We start from the raw sequence: 15243 nt of genomic DNA, 5'->3' as shown, positions 1-15243 counted from the left end.
GACACCGCCGGACTCCTTTTAAACAAGAAAGCCACCCAATGCTGGGTGGCTTTCTTGCGTTAACGCGGCATCCACGAAAGTACACGCGTGGTTGCTTCGTCGAAACCGCCTACTGCGCCTCAGGCGTGCGTCGGGAGGCGTAGCGTCACGACACTGCCCGCGCCCTCAACAGAACGCATCGACACATCTCCCCCGTGCCGGCGCATCACCGTCGCGACCAGGGTCAGGCCGATCCCGGAGCCGCTCACATCCCGCGCGTTCTGCGCACGGGCGAGCTCGTCGAACACCGAAGGCAGCTCCGCCGCCGGCACTCCACGCCCCGCATCGGCAACCTCGAGCACAGCCCACCCGCCATCCTCACGCAGCCGCACCTCGATGGGTCCGTCCGTCGAGTATTTCACCGCGTTGCCGAGCACATTGTCGATCGCGAGTGACAACAGGTCGAGGTCGGCACGTAGGGGAGGCACCGGCCATGGCACCCGCGTCACGGCGAAGGAGATCCGCGCACGAGCAGCCGGGTGCTGTGGCCCGACCGCCTCGATGGCCTCAACGACCAGCGCCTCCACGTCGACGGTCTCGCTCTCCAAGGGGCACGTCTCGAGCTCCGCGAGCTTGCGCAGATCCCGCACGAGTCCACTCAGCTTCTGCGCCTGTGCGTCGATCGTGCGCCACGCGCCGGCATCGTCCGAGCCCGCAGGCTGCCCTGCGCCGGTCGATTCGTGAATGGCAGGGGCGACGCCGACCGTGACAGTCGACCCCTCTCCTGCACTCTGCGCGGCCACGGCGGTGGCGCGGATCGCGGTGAGGGGATTCTTCAGCTCGTGATCGAGCCGGGCGAGGAACCTCCGGTGGTTCGCCCGCTCGTGCTCAGCCGCGGCGGCGACTGCGGTCGCGATCTCTGCGGCATGCTGCTCCTGGGCCGCCGCGATCCGGCGGCGGCGCCGACCCCGCACGAGCAGGCCGATCGCGGGCCCCGCGGAGAGGACCAGTCCCGCAGCGAACACCGCGCCGGGCAACGTCGTCTCCAGCACCAGGGCCCGCTCATCGCCGGCAAGCAGCATCCCACCCGCGGCCAGTGTGCACACGGCCACCGGTACAGCCGCGGTGACTCCGAGCGCGACCCCTGCGCGGTCGCTCATGTCGCGGTGACCTTCGGGGCGAACAGGTATCCCATGCCCTGCACCGTATCGATGAACGGCGCATCCGCGGAACTGTCGTCCACGACGCGTCGGAGTTCCGCGATGCGGTGATCCACGGCCCGGCTCGATGAGGCGAAGTCGAAGCCCCACAGCGTGGCGAGCAATTGGTCGCGCGTGTGCACCTCCTGCGGATGCAGCATCAGGTACTCGAGCAGGGTGAACGCCTTGGGAGTCAGGGTGAGCTCGACGCCGTCGCGCCACACCCTCCGCGCCGTCCGATCCAGGGTGAGGTCGAGCGCGCGAAGACGCTGGGCCGACCGCAACGATCCCGCTCCCTGCGCGGTCCGACGCAGCACGGCCCTGATGCGCGAGATGAGCTCATGCGGATCGAAGGGCTTGTTGAGGTAGTCGTCGGCGCCCTCGTCGAGCGCGGCACTGCGCTCCCACGATTCCCCGACCTGGGTGAGCAGGATGATCGGCAGCCACAACTGGCGAGCCCGAACCCGCCGCACGAACTCGCGTCCATCGATATGCGGCATCAGCACATCGCAGACGATCAGGTCGGGCACGTCGCGCTCCACCTCGATGAGCCCGGCCCGCCCGTCGCCCGCGACGCGCACCTCGAATCCGCTGCGCCCGAGGAACGCGGCCAGTGCCCCGGTGATCGCCTCGTCGTCGTCGACCAGCAGGATGCGGGGACGCTCAGGTGTGCTCATGCGCGACCGCTCTCGCCCTCAGCCGTGCACCAGGGTGTTGGCGGTGCCGCGATCGTCGACCGCGGGCGTCTCACCTGTCCAATAGACGACACTCGCGCTCCCGGTGACCGTGAGCGAATCGATGGTCTCGGCGTAGATGACGGTGCCCGACCCCGAGAGCCTGAGGTTCGTCACGTCGTCGGCGATGACCACGCCCGCGTCGATGTCGATCACCAGGTCGGCACACGACCCTTCGACGCGGATCACGGCGCCGTCTTGATTCAAGGTGTCGGTCGGGCACGGCATCGTCGTCGTCGCCGCGGCGACAAGACGCTCGCGGTCGGCGGCATTCGCGGCGGAGAGCTCGCCCCCGGCTTTCGTGGAGTCGTCCGGCTCCGCCGTGTCCGGCTCGGTAGGCGGCGCCGGACTGGATGGCTCAGAGGCAGATGTCGACCCTGACGAGGCCGAATCGGTCCCGTCCTTCGCCCGGTCCACGATCGTGGCCGTGCACCCGGTCAGCGCTCCGACGAGCACCAGCGTGGCCAGAGTCGCCGGCGCGCCGATGCGCCGTGAAGAGCGAGGAATCGTTCGTCGCATGGTGTCCATCCTCTCGTACCGGGGAACTTCCGCGAATGCGCGGATCAGAGCGCCGCCGGGATGAAGATCTCGACGCGACGGTTCAGCTGTCGTCCCGCCGGATTGTCCGCGCCATCGATCTCGTTCGCGGCGACCGGCCGTCTCTCACCGAAGCCCTCGGCCGTGAAGCGGGTGCTCACGGCGCGACTCGTGAGTCCATCGACTACGGCGTCAGCCCGGTCCTCGGACAGGCGCTGGTTGTCGTCGTCATCGCCGATCGCGTCGGTGTGCCCGGAGACGACCGCCTCCCCGACCTTCAGGGTGCTGAGAACCTCGGCGACCGCGTCGAGGGTCGCGGCGGCATCGGGGCGGATGTCGCTGCGGTCGAAGTCGAAGAGCACTCCGTCTTCGAAGGTGAGCGTCGTGCCGCACGACTCGAGCGGAGCGAGAGCGCCCAGCGGCGGGAACACCCCCAGCCGTGGAACCTCGGGCAGCGGATCCGCCTCCACGTCCTCGCCGTTGACCTTCGCCGTGCCGTCGCCCCAGTTCTGGATGGTCAGGTCGCCGTCGGTGTAGTTGCCGGACCCGTCGCCGAAGTTCTGGATCGTCACACCGCGGCCCTCGTAGTTGCCGGATCCGTCGCCGAAGTTCTGGATGGTCACGTTGCCGTCGGTGTAGTTGCCCGACCCGTCGCCGAAGATCTGCACCGTCTTGGTCGCGTCCGTGTAGTTGCCGGAGCCGTCGCCGAAGTTCTGGATCGTGACCACCCCGTCCGAGTAGTTGCCCGACCCATCGCCGAAATTCTGGATCGTCACACCGTTGATCGTCGAGGTGCCGGACCCGTCGCCGAAGTTCTGCACCGTGCCGTCGGGTCCCGTGAACGCCCCGGACCCATCGCCGTAGAGGTAGGCGCTGCCGTTGCCGGAGGTGACCGCACCCGTCGCGTCGCAGTGCGCGGGCGTCGCGATGACCCCGGGGATGTCGGCGAGGGCGGCGTTCACCTCGATCGTGAACGCCGACGCCGAGGTGTCGAGCAGCGACAGATCCGGGAGCACGAACAGCGGCACGGGCGGGAACTGCCCCACGTCATACCCGGGCACGGTGTCGACCGTCGCGGCTGCGGCCGGAGGGGCCGACGTCGGGCGAGGCTTCGGAGCGGCGGACGTCTGCGGAGCGCAGCCGGCGAGGGCGCCGCCGGAAAGAGCGAGGGCGGTGACGAGGCCAGCGGTCCTGACAGAGCGCCGAGCGGAGGTGCGTACGGTGGTCATGGAACGAGCGTATCGACCGGGTGTGGCGAGGCTGTCGCGACGATGTCGCAGTCCTGCGACATGTCGACGACGTCAGCGGGTGAGGCGTGTCTGCAGGGTGTCGGCGGTGGATCGCACGGCATCCGCGAGCTCCGCTTCCGTCACCGCGTCGCCCGCCCAGGTGACGGCGACGGCCGCCACGGGCCAACCCGTGCGATCACGGACGGCGGCACCGACACTGCGCAACCCGTCGGCGACCTCGCTGTCCTCCGTCGCATAGCCGCGAGCGCGCACTTCGCGCAGCACCTCGCGCAGAGCCGACGGGGTGCGCGGACCCACACCGGTGCGGTCGGGGAAGGCCGAGACATCGGGATAGAGCGCTCGCACCTGTTCGCGGGGGAGCGCCGCGAGCATGGCCCGCCCCGACGCCGTGAGGTGGGCCGGAAGCCGCACACCCACATCGGTGACCAGGGCCGGCCGCCGCGGTGCCCGCTCCTCGACGATGTACAGCACGTCCCCGCCGCTAATCACCGCGAGGTGCGCACTCTCACCGAGGCGGTCGGAGAGCGCGGCGACCAGTGGACGGCCGAGACGCGCGAGCGGCTGCTGCCTGGCGTACCCGCCGGCGAGCTCGAAGGCCGACGTCCCGAGTCCCCAGCGCCGGTCCTCCCGCAGATGCAGCACGAACCCGTGCGTCGCCAGGGCGGAGAGCAGGTGATAGACCGTCGACCGCGGCAGGTCGAGCTCGCGCGCGATGGCCGACGCCGCGACGGGGGCCGGCCGCCCAGCGAGATAGCTCAGGATGCGCAGAGTGTTCTCCGCGGCGGGTACCTGGGCCGCCGGAGCCGGAGAGCGCATGTCTGGGATCACAGACAAAGCATCGCACGAACGGGTGTCCCGCATGACCCGTCGGGTGTGGAATCGAACCATGACCGAACTCGCCCCCGTGCTGGTCGGAGCGGCCCCGCTGTCGCCCGCCGATGTCGTCGCCGTCGTCCGTGATGATGCCCCCGTGCAGCTCGACGCCGAAGCTCTCGCCCGCGTCGCCGACACCCGCCGGGTGATCGACGGCCTCGCCGCCGACCCGAACCCGCACTACGGTGTCTCCACCGGATTCGGCGCTCTGGCGACCACCTTCATCGCCCCCGACCGTCGCCTGCAGCTGCAGGCCAGCCTGATCCGCTCGCACGCCGCGGGCATCGGCGCCGAGGTCGAGCGCGAGGTCGTCCGCGGACTCCAGCTGCTGCGCCTGCAGACCCTCGCCTCCGGTCGAACCGGCGTGCGCCCGGTCGTGGTGGAGACCTACGCCGCCCTGCTCAACGAGGGCATCACCCCCGTGGTGCGCGAGTACGGCTCGCTCGGCTGCTCGGGCGACCTGGCCCCTCTCGCGCACATCGCCCTGGCCGCGATGGGCGAAGGCGACGTGCGTGACGCATCCGGCGCACTGGTCCCCGCAGCCGACGCCCTGGCTGCTGCGGGCATCGAGCCGCTCACCCTCGTCGAGAAGGAGGGGCTCGCGCTCATCAACGGCACCGACGGCATGCTGGGCATGCTGGTGCTCGCCCTGCACGACCTCGAGACGCTCCTGCTCACCGCCGACATCGCCGCGGCGATGTCGGTCGAATCGCAGCTCGGCACCGACGCCGTGTTCGCCGCTGACCTGATGGCCCTCCGCGCACAGACGGGCCAGGCCGAGTCCGCGGCCAACCTCCGCGCCTTCCTCGGCGACTCCCCCATGGTCGCGAGCCACAAGGGCCCGGACGATGGCCGCGTGCAGGACGCCTACTCGCTGCGCTGCTCGCCCCAGGTGCACGGCGCCGCCCGCGACACCCTCGCCCACGCGACGCTGATCGCCGGACGCGAGCTCGCCAGCGTGATCGACAACCCCGTCATCACCTTCGACGGGCGCATCGAGTCGAACGGCAACTTCCACGGGGCTCCGGTCGCCGCTGTGCTCGACTTCCTCGCCATCTCGGTCGCCGACGTCGCCTCGGTCTCCGAGCGTCGCACCGACCGCGCACTCGACCCGGCCCGCAGCCACGGACTCCCGCCGTTCCTCGCGGACGAGGTCGGCGTCGACTCCGGCCTCATGATCGCGCAGTACGCGGCAGCCGGCATCGTCTCCGAGCTCAAGCGTCTCGCCGTCCCCGCCTCGGTCGACTCGATCCCGTCGTCCGCCATGCAGGAGGACCACGTGTCGATGGGATGGGCCGCCGCCCGCAAGCTGCGCCGCGCGATCGACGGCCTCGGCCGCGTGCTCGCCATCGAGATCCTCACCGGCGCCCGCGCCCTCGATCTGCGCGCGCCGTTGCAGGCGGGGCCCGCGACCGGAGCCGTTCGTGACCTGGTCCGCACCGTCGCCGCAGGTCCTGGACCCGACCGCTTCCTTTCCCCGGACATGGAAGCCGTCACCGCCCTCGTCCAGTCGGGCGACGTCGCCCGCATCGCAAAGGAGCACACTCATGGTTGAGAACGTCGCATCAGAAAGCACCGCTTCCGGATCGCGAGTCGTCCGCGCTGCCCGTGGCAACCAGCGCACCGCGAAGAGCTGGGGCGCCGAAGCCGCCAAGCGCATGCTCATGAACAACCTCGACCCCGAGGTCGCCGAGCATCCGGAAGACCTGGTCGTCTACGGCGGCACGGGCAAGGCCGCCCGCAGCTGGGAGGCCTACGACGCGATCGTGCGCACCCTCGACGAGCTCGAACCGGACGAGACCCTGCTCGTGCAGTCGGGCAAGCCGGTCGGCGTGTTCCGCACCCACGAGTGGGCCCCGCGCGTGCTCATCGCCAACTCGAACCTGGTCGGTGACTGGGCGACGTGGCCCGAGTTCCGCAAGCTCGAAGAGCTCGGACTCATCATGTACGGGCAGATGACCGCCGGATCGTGGATCTACATCGGCACCCAGGGCATCCTGCAGGGCACGTACGAGACCTTCGCCGCCGTGGCCCGCTCGCTCGGCCGCGACTCGCTGCGCGGCACCCTGACCCTCACCGGCGGCGCCGGGGGAATGGGCGGCGCTCAGCCGCTCGCGGTGACCCTGAACGACGGGGCGGTGCTGATCGTCGACGTCGACGAGTCGCGCCTCGCCCGCCGCGTGGAACACGGCTATCTTGACGAGTACACGACCGATCTCGACGCGGCCGTCGCCCGCGTGGTCGCCGCCAAGGACGCCGGAGAGCCCCTCTCGGTCGGTGTCGTCGGCAACGCGGCCGAGGTGTTCCCCGAGCTGCTGCGCCGCGGGGTGCCGATCGACATCGTGACCGACCAGACCAGCGCCCACGACCCGCTCGCCTACCTCCCGCTCGGCACCTTGGTGGCGGACTGGAAGGCCGAGGCCGAGCGCGACCCGGAGGACTTCACTCGCCGCTCGCGCGCATCGATGGCAGCGCACGTGGAGGCGATGGTCGCGTTCCAGGATGCGGGCGCCGCGGTGTTCGACTACGGCAACTCGATCCGCGCCGAAGCGCAGCTGGGCGGGTTCGACCGGGCATTCGAGTTCCCCGGATTCGTGCCGGCCTACATCCGCCCGCAGTTCGAAGAGGGACGAGGGCCGTTCCGCTGGGCTGCGCTCTCGGGTGACCCGGAAGACATCTACACGACTGACCGGGCGATCGCCGAACTCTTCCCCGAAGACGCCGCCCTGCACCGCTGGCTCGAGAAGGCTGGGGAGAAGGTGCACTTCGAAGGGCTTCCCGCCCGCATCTGCTGGCTCGGCTACAAGGAGCGCCACCTCGCCGGACTCAAGTTCAACGAGATGGTCGCTTCGGGCGAGCTCTCGGCTCCTATCGTGATCGGTCGCGATCACCTCGACTCCGGCTCGGTCGCCTCGCCCTACCGCGAGACCGAGGCGATGAAGGACGGCTCCGACGCCATCGCCGACTGGCCCCTGCTGAACGCCCTGCTCAACACGGCGTCCGGTGCCTCCTGGGTGTCGCTGCACCACGGCGGCGGCGTCGGCATCGGCCGTTCCATCCACGCCGGTCAGGTGACGGTGGCCGACGGTTCTGATCTCGCCGCCCAGAAGCTGGAGCGCGTGCTGACGAACGACCCCGGCACCGGTGTGATGCGCCACGTCGACGCCGGCTACGAGCACGCGCGCGACGTCGCCCGTGAGCGCGGCCTGAACGTGCCGATGCTCTGAGAGGGTGAGGACATGTCGACGCTCATCACGAACATCGCGGAACTGACGACGAACGTCGCGACGGCTGACGGCCGCACCGGGACGCTGGCCGACGCAGCGGTGCTGATCGAGGGCGAGCGGATCGCCTGGGTGGGTGCCGCGGCAGAGGCACCGGAAGCCGACGAGGTCGTGGACGCCGCCGGGCGTGCGATGATTCCCGGATTCGTCGACAGCCACAGCCACCTCGTCTTCGGGGGCGACCGCGCCGTCGAGTTCGAGGCGCGCATGGCGGGGCAGAAGTACGCGGCCGGCGGTATCCGCTCGACCGTCGCGGCCACCCGCGCCGCGAGCGACGACGAGCTGCGCGCCCGCCTGCGGGGCTTCCTCGACGAGATGCTCGCGCAGGGCACGACCACCGTCGAGATCAAGAGCGGCTACGGGCTGAGCGTAGCCGACGAGGAGCGCCTGGTGCGCCTGGCGGCAGAGGTGACGCCCGAGGTGACCTTCCTCGGCGCACACGTCGTGCCCGCCGAGTACGCCGACCGCTCGGACGAGTACGTCGACCTGGTGACCGGGCCCATGCTCGAAGCGTGCGCCCCGCACGCCACCTGGATCGACGTATTCTGCGAGACGGGCGCCTTCACGGTCGCGCAGTCGCGGCGGGTGCTGGAAGCCGGCATCGCGCGCGGACTCGCCCCCCGCGTGCATGCGAGCCAGCTCGGTCCGGGAGAGGGCGTGCGTCTGGCCGTCGAGCTCGGTGCGGCCTCGATCGACCACGGCACCTATCTGACGGACGCCGACATCGACGCGCTCGTCGGCTCCGACACCGTGCTCACTCTGCTGCCGGGGGTGGAGTTCTCGACGCGGCAGCCGTATCCGAACGCCCGACGCCTGATCGACGCCGGAGTGACCGTGGCGCTGGCCTGCGACACGAACCCGGGGTCGAGCTTCACCTCGTCGATGCCGTTCTGCATCGCCGTGGCCGTGCGCGACATGGGGATGACCCCGGCCGAGGCCGTGTGGGCCGCGACGGCGGGCGGGGCGAAGGCACTGCGCCGCGACGACGTCGGCGTGATCGCGCCCGGGGCCAGAGCCGACCTCGTGCTGCTGAAGGCGCCGACCCGCATCCACCTCGCCTACCGGCCGGGCGTTCCCCTCGTCGACACCGTCTGGAAGGACGGACGAGCGATCGACTGAGGCCCGCGGGCGCTCAGCCGATCGCTCGTCCGATCCGTCCGGGTGTCAGCCCAGGGCTTGCGTCACGACGACGGCCGCGGCCGCCGACCACGCTTGCGGGCGGCACGCGGCGGGGTAGGGAAGGGGCGCGCCCCCGGGCACGCGCGCATCACCTGCGTGCAGCTCGGGCACGCGGTAGTCGAACCCCTCCGCCAGGTCGAGCAGCTGCTCGGCGACCACGCGTGCTTCGGCATCGAGCCCGGCGCGGATCATGCCGTGCGCGGCGATCGCGGTGTCGTGCGCCCACACGCTGCCACCGTGATAGCTGAGCGGCCAGTATCCGGCAGCATCGGTCGACATGGTGCGGATGCCGTAGCCGCTCGACATGCTCGGCGCGGTCAGCAGCGCGGCGCAGGCCCGCTCCTCCTCGGGGTCGAGAATGCCGGTGCCGATCAGGTGTCCGATGTTGCTGGTGAGGGTGTCGACCGGGGCGCCGTGGGCGTCGAGGGCGATCGCGGGGTAGCGGCCCTCTGGCGTGGTGATCCAGTACGCAGCACGGAAACGTTCGCGCAGGTCGGCAGCCCACGCCCGCAGCTCAGCGCCGCCGGGTTCGCCGAACGTGTCGAGCAGATCCGCGCCGCGCACAGCAGCCTCGTACGCATAGCCCTGCACCTCGCTCAGCGCGATGGGGCCCTCGGCCAGGCGTCCGTCTCGCCACTGGATCGAGTCGCCGGAGTCCTTCCAGCCCTGGTTCGCGAGTCCGTGGCCCGACTCGTCCGCGTAGTCGATGAAGCCGCTGCCCGAGGCGTCGCCGTGCACCGTCATCCACGTCAACGCGGCGCGAAGTGCCGGGAGCAGTGCCCGCACCTCTCGCTCGGGCATGCCCTCGGCGTGGGCGTCGGCGAGCAGACAGATCCAGAGCGGGGTCGCATCCACCGTGCCGTAGTAGAGCGGCGGCAGGCGCACGCCCTCGTTCGGCAACGACAGGGCGCCGCTGCGCAGCTCATGCGCGATCTTGCCCGGAGCCTCGGCCGTCGAGGCGTCGTGCCCGGTGCCCTGGAGCCGGGCCAGCACCCGCAGCGTCGAGGCCGCCATGTCGGGGTCGACCGCGAGGGCGAGGCGGGCTGCCCACAGCGAGTCCCGACCGAAGAGAGTGAAGAACCAGGGGGCTCCTGCGGCGTAGAACGCGTCGTCCGGATGGTCGGGCAGCGCGAGGCGGAGCGCCGAGAGGTCGGCGGTCGCCTGCGCCATCCAGCGGGCAGCGCGCGAATCCGCGGGGACGGCGGGCTGCGGAGCCCGCGACGGACGGGCAGCGGTGACAACGAGCGTCGGGTCGTCGAGGTCGACCGCCCAGCCGAGGGCGACGGATCCGCGTGGCGGCACCACCGCATCCCACCGCAGCATCAGAGCCTCCCCGTCCTGCGTCACCGCGGCTTCGGGAGCGGTGAGCGTGAACGACGCCTCGCCTGCACGGCAGATGGATCCGTCCCAGCTCCACGTCGCCTCGGTACCCAGCCCCGCCTTGACCTCCTGCATCGGCGCGAAGTCCGGGAGCACCCGCACTGTCACCGCTGTGGCGACCGGTGCGTCGAGGTGGGAGGTGATCGTGATCCGCTCCGAGAACGCACCGGCGGCGACCCGGCGATCACGGTCCATCCGCACCTTCGGGTCGGCCGTTTCGTCGTCGAGCCCGCGCAGCAGGTCGGTCAGCACCGTCTGCTGCGGCACCGCCGACACGCACCCGATGGACTCGAGCGCGGTGCCGTCGACGGTGATCTCGATGCTCCGGATGTGCCGGACGTCGCCGTGGTAGATCCCGTGGATCGGTGCGGTACCCATGCGGCCGATGTCGTCGGACCAGGCCTGGGTCGGCGCCTCGAGCATGATCACGGCGTCGTCCAGCAACGGCTGGAGGGGCGGGGTGGGGGTCATTCCTTGACGGCTCCTTCTGTGGAGTTCATGATGCGGCGCTGGAAGACGAAGAACATCACGGCGACGGGGATCGTCATGATGAGCGCGGCCGCCAGCTTGAGCGGATACTGGGTGCCCTGGCTGAGTCCACCGCTGGCGAGGGACGCGACGCCCTTGGTCAGGGTGGTCAGGGCCGGGTCGTTGGTCGACACGATGAAGTGGCTGAGCTCGTTCCAGGAACCCTGGAACGACAGGATCACGATCGTCACGAGTGCGGGCGTCGCCATCGGCAGCACCACCGACCAGAACAGTCGGAACGTGCCGGCGCCGTCGATGCGCGCCTGCTCCTCGACCGACTCGGGGATGGACTCGAAGAAGTTCTTCATGATGAACACCCCTGCTGCATCGACGAGCAGCGGCAGGATCATCCCGGCATAGGAGTTGAAGATGCCGAGCTGGTTGATCACGAGGAACTTGGGGATGAGCAGCACCACGGTGGGAACCGACATCACCGCCACGAGTGCCGCGAACACGACACCGCGCCCGCGGAAGCGCAGTCGGGCGAGCGCGTACCCGGCGAGCGAGTTGAAGAACACCCGACCCGCGGTGACGAAGATCGTCACGATGGCGCTGTTCACGAACCACGACGGGAAGTCGGAGTTGCGGAACAGGCGCTCGTACGCCGCGAACGTCCAGACGTCGGGGATCAGCGTGATCCCGCTGGACGCGGCATCCTCATCGGTCTTGAAGCTCGTCGCGACCTGGATCAGGAATGGGTAGATGTAGATGATCGCGAGGATGATCAACAGCGCGTAGAGGGCGATCTGCCAGGTCAGCTGCTTCGACGAGAGCCGCCTCATGAGGATGCTCCCTTGGACGACTGGTACGCGCGGATGCGACGCTTCGACACAGGCCGGTCCCGCAGCACCCAGCGCTGCAGGAGCGTGAAGATCACGATGATGACGAACAGGATGAACGCGATCGCCGCACCCTGCCCCCACTCCTGGTTCTGGAACGCGGTCTGGTACGAGAGGTAGGCGGGGGTGAGCGTGGTCTTGCTCGGCGCACCCCGCGTGCCCGTGTAGATCTGGTCGAACACCTGCCAGCAGCCGATGAGGCCGAGGGTCAGCACGGTGAACAGGGTCGGGCGCAGCTGCGGGAGCGTGATGCGCCAGAAGCGCTGCCAGCCGTTCGCGCCGTCCATCATGGCCGCTTCATCGACGTCGGCGCCGAGGTTCTGCAGACCTGCGAGGAAGATGAGCATGAACGTGCCGGAGGTCGTGAAGATGGCCATCAGGATGTACGCGCTCATCGCGACGGACGGACCGGCGAGCCACTCCCACCACGACACTCCGAGTGTGCCGCCCTGGGTGAGCGCCGCGGGACCGGCATCGACGCCGACCGTGCCGAGTGCCAGATGCAGGATGCCGCGCGGATCGTTGAACCAGTTGGGCCCGTTGATGCCGAACCAGGAGAGCACGTCGTTGACGGCGCCGCTGGAGGTGAAGAGGAACATCCACAGCACCGTGATCGCGACGGTGCTGGTCACGGAGGGGAAGTAGTAGGCGGTGCGGAAGAAGCCGCGGCCGCGGAGCATGGCGCGGTTGACGAGGATCGCGAGGAACAGGGCGAGCGCGGTCTGCAGCGGGACCACGAGCAGCACGTACCAGGCGTTGTTGCGCAGCGCGGTGCCGAAGTCCTTGGTCGCGAGACCGCCGTCGGTGAGGACGGCCGAGAAGTTGTCGGCACCGACGAACGAGACCGATCCGGAGAGGGGGCTGCCGCGGCCGCCCCAGTCGGAGACGCTCACCCACAGCGCCATGAGCACCGGGATGAGGAGGAAGACACCGAGGATCACGATCACCGGCGCCGTGAACAGCCATCCGGCTGCCGCCTCGCCGCGGCGGAGCCCGGAGGCCCCACCGCGGCGAGACGCTGCCTTGACCGCCATGGTTACTCGACGACCGCTTCGAGGTTCGACTGCACGGAGTCGAGGATCGTCTTCGGGTCGGCTGTCTTCAGCGACTCGAGCTGCGAGTTGAAGTCGGCGATCACGTCGGCGGTGCCGGCCTGGTTCGGGGGGAACTGGGCATAATCCGCACCGGCGAGGAACGGGGCGAGCTCGGGGTTCGCGGCGGTCCACTCGTCGGCGGCCGACTTGATCGACGGCATCGGGCCAAACGCCTTCGAGAACGCCAGCTGGCTGTCGGCGCTCGTCAGGTACTCGACCAGTTCGAGGGCGGCCTGCTGGTTCGGGCTGTCGGCAGCCATGCCCCAACAGTTCGTGAACTGCAGCGTGCCCTTGCCGCCCGCGCCCTCGGGGAGCTCGGCGACCGTGTACTCGAGGCTGCTGTAGTCGTTCGACAGCGCTCCGGTGATCCAGTTGCCCTCGATGACCATCGCGGCGGACTGCTTGCCCAGGGCCTCGCCGCCCCAGCCGGCCCCGACGTCCTTGGCGTAGGCGAAGGTGCCGTCGACCAGGTGCGACTTCACGTAGTCGAGGGCCTCGACGTTGGCGGCGTCGTCGGCGATGACCGTGCCGTCGTCGACGAGACCGCCACCGGCCTGCGCCATGAAGACGCCGACGCGCTGGTACTCGGCGCCGAAGGCCAGGCCCACGTGGTCGGCGGTGGTGAGCTTCTGTGCCACCGCGGAGAGGTCGTCCCAGGTCTTCGGGAGGTCGGCGTCGGTGAGGCCGGCGTCGGTCCACATCTGCGTGTTGATGATGAGCGACAGCGTCGAGAAGTCCTTGGGCGCGCAGTAGAACGTGCCGTCGACCGTGAAGTTCTCGACGAGCGACGGGTAGAAGTCGTCCTTGTTGGAGAGCTGGTCGCCGTAGGCCTTGAGCGATCCGTTCGCGGCGTAGCCGGAGGCCTGGTCGGTGGAGAGGTAGAACAGGTCGGCGGGGTCGCCGGCGGCGAAGCCCTGCGACAGCTCCTGGTCGAGGTTGCTCGCGGTCTGCAGCTTCACCTTCGTGCCGGACTCGGCCGACCAGGCGTCGACAGCCGACTGCACGGCCGCGGTCTCGGCGTCGCCGGAGGAGCCGATCAGCACCGTGAGCGCGTCGTCGGAGGAGGTGAGCCCCTCGCCGTCGGCCTTGGTGTCGTCTCCGGCGAAACCGGAGCCGCAGCCGGTGAGCACGAGCGCGCTCGTGAGCAGCACCGCCCCGGTGCCGAGGACTGCGCGAGTGGTGTGCCGTGTCATGGTCTCTCTCCTTTGATGAGTCACTGCGGGTTCGATGAATCTCTGGCGACGGTCTCGGGAGGACCGTGCGGGATCGACGCAGAAATTTGAACGATCAAACTCTGCGTGGAATAGGCTAAGCGGGAGTCGCGGGAAGTGTCAACCCGGACACGGATGAGGAGGTGCGATGGCGAAGGCGCCGACCGTCGAAGACGTCGCCGAGCGCGCTGGCGTCTCGCGGCAGACCGTCTCGAACGTGCTCAACACCCCGGACATCGTCCGCCCGGCGACCAGGGAGCGCGTCCTCACGGCGATCCACGACCTCGGCTATCGCCGCCATGCGGCCGCCCGACGACTGCGGCTGCGACGCAGCTCGACCATCGGGATCCGTCTCGATCCGTATCTCGGTGGCATCTCGGGTGTCGTGCTCGACCGTTTCGTGCACGCCGTCACCGAGCGGGCGAGCGAGCGCGGCATGCGCATGCTCGTCTACGCCGCACGTACGCGGGAAGAGGAGATCCAGCGGCTGTCGGAGCTGTGGGAGGGGTCGGAGATCGACGCCGCGATCATCACCGGCACCTCGCGCGACGATCCGCGCGTGCGCAGCCTCGACCAGGATGGACTGCCGTTCATCTCGTTCGGCCGACCGTGGGGTGAAGACGATATCGCCGATCCGCGCCACCTCTGGGTCGACGTCGACGGCGCCGCGGGAACACGGGCGGCGACCGAGCACGCACTGACGCACGGCCGACGGGTGGCGTTCCTCGGATGGCCGACGGGCTCGGGGACCGGCGACGACCGTGAGCGCGGCTGGCGCGAGGCCATGGCTGCGGCCGGAGCGCAGGGCGAACGGCTCACCGCGGAGGAGGGGGTTCCCCTCGGGCGTGCCTGTGTCGACGCGGCGCTCGCCGCGGGGTATGTGCCCGACGCTCTCGTCTGCGCCAGCGACTCACTCGCGGTCGGTGCGCTGCTGGCTGTCGCCGCTGCCGGACTCTCGCTTCCCGTGATCGGCTTCGACAACACGCCGACGGCCGAGGCTCTGGGCTTCTCGAGCGTCGAGCAACGGCCCGAGGATGTGGCGACGGCCGTCCTCGAACTCCTCATGGGCCCGACGGGGGAGATCGTCGCCCCGCGCACCCTTCAGGCCGGCTCTGCGCATGCGCTGATCACGCCCGAACTCGTCGTGCGCTGACGC

Annotated in this window: 13 protein-coding genes; 4 read left to right on the top strand and 9 right to left on the bottom strand. The window is 69.9% G+C overall.

The window, feature by feature from the left end; all coding sequences use genetic code 11:
* Positions 1–119: 119 nt before the first annotated feature.
* The 5 genes from AAY78_RS03530 to AAY78_RS03510 all read right to left on the bottom strand — a co-directional run bounded on the left by AAY78_RS03530 (position 120) and on the right by AAY78_RS03510 (position 4515).
* Entirely contained in the window at positions 120–1139 is a 1020-nt protein-coding gene (locus tag AAY78_RS03530; protein WP_046746970.1) for a sensor histidine kinase, read from the bottom strand.
* Positions 1136–1855, bottom strand: coding sequence for a response regulator transcription factor (locus AAY78_RS03525; RefSeq protein WP_046746969.1), 720 nt, complete (start codon positions 1853–1855; stop codon positions 1136–1138). The genes AAY78_RS03530 and AAY78_RS03525 overlap by 4 nt, the downstream gene beginning before the upstream one ends.
* A gap of 18 nt (positions 1856–1873) precedes the next feature.
* The gene (locus AAY78_RS03520) at positions 1874–2431 is read right to left on the bottom strand and encodes a DUF3060 domain-containing protein (protein ID WP_164734068.1); all 558 of its coding nucleotides are present in this window, start codon (positions 2429–2431) and stop codon (positions 1874–1876) included.
* 44 nt (positions 2432–2475) lie between these two features.
* Positions 2476–3678: an OmpA family protein gene (locus tag AAY78_RS03515; RefSeq protein WP_046746967.1), complete on the bottom strand. Its 1203-nt coding sequence runs from the start codon at positions 3676–3678 to the stop codon at positions 2476–2478.
* Between the two features lie 72 nt (positions 3679–3750).
* On the bottom strand, positions 3751–4515 hold the full coding sequence (locus tag AAY78_RS03510; protein ID WP_046746966.1) for an IclR family transcriptional regulator: 765 nt from the start codon (positions 4513–4515) through the stop codon (positions 3751–3753).
* A 70-nt stretch (positions 4516–4585) separates the two neighbouring features.
* Here AAY78_RS03510 and hutH point away from each other — a divergent pair, with 70 nt between their 5' ends.
* The 3 genes from hutH to hutI are packed head-to-tail and all read left to right on the top strand — an operon-like array spanning position 4586 to position 8975.
* Positions 4586–6127, top strand: a complete 1542-nt coding sequence (gene hutH / locus AAY78_RS03505; RefSeq protein WP_046746965.1) for a histidine ammonia-lyase — start codon at positions 4586–4588, stop codon at positions 6125–6127.
* A complete protein-coding gene (gene hutU, locus AAY78_RS03500) occupies positions 6120–7799 on the top strand; it encodes a urocanate hydratase (protein WP_046746964.1) in 1680 nt (559 codons plus the stop codon). Before hutH ends, hutU begins: the two co-directional genes overlap by 8 nt.
* A gap of 12 nt (positions 7800–7811) precedes the next feature.
* Positions 7812–8975 (top strand): imidazolonepropionase, encoded by a 1164-nt coding sequence (gene hutI / locus AAY78_RS03495; RefSeq protein WP_046746963.1) that lies wholly within the window; start codon positions 7812–7814, stop codon positions 8973–8975.
* Positions 8976–9020: 45 nt separating this feature from the next.
* Here hutI and AAY78_RS03490 read toward each other — a convergent pair whose 3' ends face one another.
* The 4 genes from AAY78_RS03490 to AAY78_RS03475 are packed head-to-tail and all read right to left on the bottom strand — an operon-like array spanning position 9021 to position 14069.
* Complete coding sequence (locus AAY78_RS03490; RefSeq protein WP_046746962.1) at positions 9021–10886, bottom strand: glycogen debranching N-terminal domain-containing protein; 1866 nt, start codon at positions 10884–10886, stop codon at positions 9021–9023.
* Complete coding sequence (locus AAY78_RS03485; RefSeq protein ID WP_113680247.1) at positions 10883–11725, bottom strand: carbohydrate ABC transporter permease; 843 nt, start codon at positions 11723–11725, stop codon at positions 10883–10885. The genes AAY78_RS03490 and AAY78_RS03485 overlap by 4 nt, the downstream gene beginning before the upstream one ends.
* Positions 11722–12816 carry a carbohydrate ABC transporter permease gene (locus AAY78_RS03480; protein ID WP_045262335.1) on the bottom strand — a complete coding sequence of 365 codons (1095 nt, stop codon included), beginning with the start codon at positions 12814–12816 and terminating at the stop codon, positions 11722–11724. Before AAY78_RS03480 ends, AAY78_RS03485 begins: the two co-directional genes overlap by 4 nt.
* Before the next feature lie 2 nt (positions 12817–12818).
* Positions 12819–14069 (bottom strand): sugar ABC transporter substrate-binding protein, encoded by a 1251-nt coding sequence (locus AAY78_RS03475; RefSeq protein ID WP_046746961.1) that lies wholly within the window; start codon positions 14067–14069, stop codon positions 12819–12821.
* A gap of 166 nt (positions 14070–14235) precedes the next feature.
* On the opposite strand from AAY78_RS03475, the gene AAY78_RS03470 reads away from it, so the two are divergent.
* Entirely contained in the window at positions 14236–15240 is a 1005-nt protein-coding gene (locus AAY78_RS03470) for a LacI family DNA-binding transcriptional regulator (protein WP_046746960.1), read from the top strand.
* Positions 15241–15243 lie beyond the last annotated feature (3 nt).

Origin of the sequence: Microbacterium sp. Ag1 (assembly GCF_001005635.1) — a bacterium.
GTDB classification, from domain to species: Bacteria; Actinomycetota; Actinomycetes; order Actinomycetales; family Microbacteriaceae; genus Microbacterium; species Microbacterium oxydans.
Note: the sequence above shows the minus strand (reverse complement) of the source record. Positions and strands in the feature narration are given on the sequence as shown.

What these genes read in the sequence shown, in the direction of transcription:
- AAY78_RS03530 (WP_046746970.1), bottom strand. Translation starts at nt 1,139, where the DNA reads ATGAGCGACCGCGCAGGGGTCGCGCTCGGAGTCACCGCGGCTGTACCG.
- AAY78_RS03525 (WP_046746969.1), bottom strand. Translation starts at nt 1,855, where the DNA reads ATGAGCACACCTGAGCGTCCCCGCATCCTGCTGGTCGACGACGACGAG.
- AAY78_RS03520 (WP_164734068.1), bottom strand. Translation starts at nt 2,431, where the DNA reads ATGCGACGAACGATTCCTCGCTCTTCACGGCGCATCGGCGCGCCGGCG.
- AAY78_RS03515 (WP_046746967.1), bottom strand. Translation starts at nt 3,678, where the DNA reads ATGACCACCGTACGCACCTCCGCTCGGCGCTCTGTCAGGACCGCTGGC.
- AAY78_RS03510 (WP_046746966.1), bottom strand. Translation starts at nt 4,515, where the DNA reads ATGCGCTCTCCGGCTCCGGCGGCCCAGGTACCCGCCGCGGAGAACACT.
- hutH (WP_046746965.1), top strand. Translation starts at nt 4,586, where the DNA reads ATGACCGAACTCGCCCCCGTGCTGGTCGGAGCGGCCCCGCTGTCGCCC.
- hutU (WP_046746964.1), top strand. Translation starts at nt 6,120, where the DNA reads ATGGTTGAGAACGTCGCATCAGAAAGCACCGCTTCCGGATCGCGAGTC.
- hutI (WP_046746963.1), top strand. Translation starts at nt 7,812, where the DNA reads ATGTCGACGCTCATCACGAACATCGCGGAACTGACGACGAACGTCGCG.
- AAY78_RS03490 (WP_046746962.1), bottom strand. Translation starts at nt 10,886, where the DNA reads ATGACCCCCACCCCGCCCCTCCAGCCGTTGCTGGACGACGCCGTGATC.
- AAY78_RS03485 (WP_113680247.1), bottom strand. Translation starts at nt 11,725, where the DNA reads ATGAGGCGGCTCTCGTCGAAGCAGCTGACCTGGCAGATCGCCCTCTAC.
- AAY78_RS03480 (WP_045262335.1), bottom strand. Translation starts at nt 12,816, where the DNA reads ATGGCGGTCAAGGCAGCGTCTCGCCGCGGTGGGGCCTCCGGGCTCCGC.
- AAY78_RS03475 (WP_046746961.1), bottom strand. Translation starts at nt 14,069, where the DNA reads ATGACACGGCACACCACTCGCGCAGTCCTCGGCACCGGGGCGGTGCTG.
- AAY78_RS03470 (WP_046746960.1), top strand. Translation starts at nt 14,236, where the DNA reads ATGGCGAAGGCGCCGACCGTCGAAGACGTCGCCGAGCGCGCTGGCGTC.